Source organism: Bacillus sp. Je.9.29.b (assembly GCF_051129925.1).
Lineage (GTDB): Bacteria > Bacillota > Bacilli > Bacillales > Bacillaceae > Bacillus > Bacillus safensis.
The window spans coordinates 1-2,584 of the sequence record NZ_JBCPSO010000015.1 but is presented as its reverse complement, the minus strand read 5'-3'; the positions used below and the strand labels follow the sequence as shown (position 1 = coordinate 2,584).

General features: G+C 53.6%; 1 rRNA gene. It reads right to left on the bottom strand.

Annotation, left to right across the window (positions count from 1 at the left end):
* Positions 1–49 precede the first annotated feature (49 nt).
* Positions 50–2,584, bottom strand: a 23S ribosomal RNA gene (locus tag AAZR19_RS18835); the annotation flags it as partial.

Sequence of the window (2,584 nt, the reverse complement as noted above, 5' to 3'; positions counted from 1 at the left end):
AATGTTCTCTCAAAACTAGATAACAATGTTCATGCTTCACATTAGAATATAGGTTAAGTCCTCGATCTATTAGTATCTGTCAGCTCCACGTGTCACCACGCTTCCACCTCAGACCTATCAACCTGATCATCTTTCAGGGATCTTACTTCCTTGCGGAATGGGAAATCTCATCTTGAGGGGGGCTTCATGCTTAGATGCTTTCAGCACTTATCCCGTCCGCACATAGCTACCCAGCGATGCCCTTGGCAGAACAACTGGTACACCAGCGGTGCGTCCATCCCGGTCCTCTCGTACTAAGGACAGCTCCTCTCAAATTTCCTGCGCCCGCGACGGATAGGGACCGAACTGTCTCACGACGTTCTGAACCCAGCTCGCGTACCGCTTTAATGGGCGAACAGCCCAACCCTTGGGACCGACTACAGCCCCAGGATGCGATGAGCCGACATCGAGGTGCCAAACCTCCCCGTCGATGTGGACTCTTGGGGGAGATAAGCCTGTTATCCCCGGGGTAGCTTTTATCCGTTGAGCGATGGCCCTTCCATGCGGAACCACCGGATCACTAAGCCCGACTTTCGTCCCTGCTCGACTTGTAGGTCTCGCAGTCAAGCTCCCTTGTGCCTTTACACTCTGCGAATGATTTCCAACCATTCTGAGGGAACCTTTGGGCGCCTCCGTTACATTTTAGGAGGCGACCGCCCCAGTCAAACTGCCCACCTGACACTGTCTCCCTGCCCGATAAGGGCAGCGGGTTAGAAGGTCAATACAGCCAGGGTAGTATCCCACCGATGCCTCCACCGAAGCTAGCGCTCCGGTTTCCAAGGCTCCTACCTATCCTGTACAAGCTGTACCAACATTCAATATCAGGCTGCAGTAAAGCTCCACGGGGTCTTTCCGTCCTGTCGCGGGTAACCTGCATCTTCACAGGTACTATAATTTCACCGAGTCTCTCGTTGAGACAGTGCCCAGATCGTTGCGCCTTTCGTGCGGGTCGGAACTTACCCGACAAGGAATTTCGCTACCTTAGGACCGTTATAGTTACGGCCGCCGTTTACTGGGGCTTCAATTCGCACCTTCGCTTACGCTAAGCGCTCCTCTTAACCTTCCAGCACCGGGCAGGCGTCAGCCCCTATACTTCGCCTTACGGCTTCGCAGAGACCTGTGTTTTTGCTAAACAGTCGCCTGGGCCTATTCACTGCGGCTTCTCGGGGCTTTAACACCCTAAGAAGCACCCCTTCTCCCGAAGTTACGGGGTCATTTTGCCGAGTTCCTTAACGAGAGTTCTCTCGATCACCTTAGGATTCTCTCCTCGCCTACCTGTGTCGGTTTGCGGTACGGGCACCTCTCACCTCGCTAGAGGCTTTTCTTGGCAGTGTGGAATCAGGAACTTCGCTACTAAATTTCGCTCGCCATCACAGCTCAGCCTTTACGGGAAACGGATTTGCCTATTTCCCAGCCTAACTGCTTGGACGCGGATATCCAATACCGCGCTTACCCTATCCTCCTGCGTCCCCCCATTGCTCAAATGGTGAGGAGGTGGTACAGGAATATCAACCTGTTGTCCATCGCCTACGCCTTTCGGCCTCGGCTTAGGTCCCGACTAACCCTGAGCGGACGAGCCTTCCTCAGGAAACCTTAGGCATTCGGTGGACGGGATTCTCACCCGTCTTTCGCTACTCATACCGGCATTCTCACTTCTAAGCGCTCCACCAGTCCTTCCGGTCTGGCTTCACAGCCCTTAGAACGCTCTCCTACCACTGTTCGTCAGAACAGTCCGCAGCTTCGGTGATACGTTTAGCCCCGGTACATTTTCGGCGCAGAGTCACTCGACCAGTGAGCTATTACGCACTCTTTAAATGGTGGCTGCTTCTAAGCCAACATCCTGGTTGTCTAAGCAACTCCACATCCTTTTCCACTTAACGTATACTTTGGGACCTTAGCTGGCGGTCTGGGCTGTTTCCCTTTCGACTACGGATCTTATCACTCGCAGTCTGACTCCCAAGGATAAGTCATCGGCATTCGGAGTTTGACTGAATTCGGTAACCCGGTAGGGGCCCCTAGTCCAATCAGTGCTCTACCTCCGAGACTCTTACCTTGAGGCTAGCCCTAAAGCTATTTCGGAGAGAACCAGCTATCTCCAGGTTCGATTGGCATTTCACCCCTACCCACACCTCATCCCCGCACTTTTCAACGTGCGTGGGTTCGGGCCTCCATTCAGTGTTACCTGAACTTCACCCTGGACATGGGTAGATCACCTGGTTTCGGGTCTACGACCACGTACTCATGCGCCCTATTCAGACTCGCTTTCGCTGCGGCTCCGCATCTTCTGCTTAACCTTGCACGGGATCGTAACTCGCCGGTTCATTCTACAAAAGGCACGCCATCACCCGTTAACGGGCTCTGACTACTTGTAGGCACACGGTTTCAGGATCTATTTCACTCCCCTTCCGGGGTGCTTTTCACCTTTCCCTCACGGTACTGGTTCACTATCGGTCACTAGGGAGTATTTAGCCTTGGGAGATGGTCCTCCCGGATTCCGACGGAATTTCACGTGTTCCGCCGTACTCAGGATCCACTCTGGAGAGAA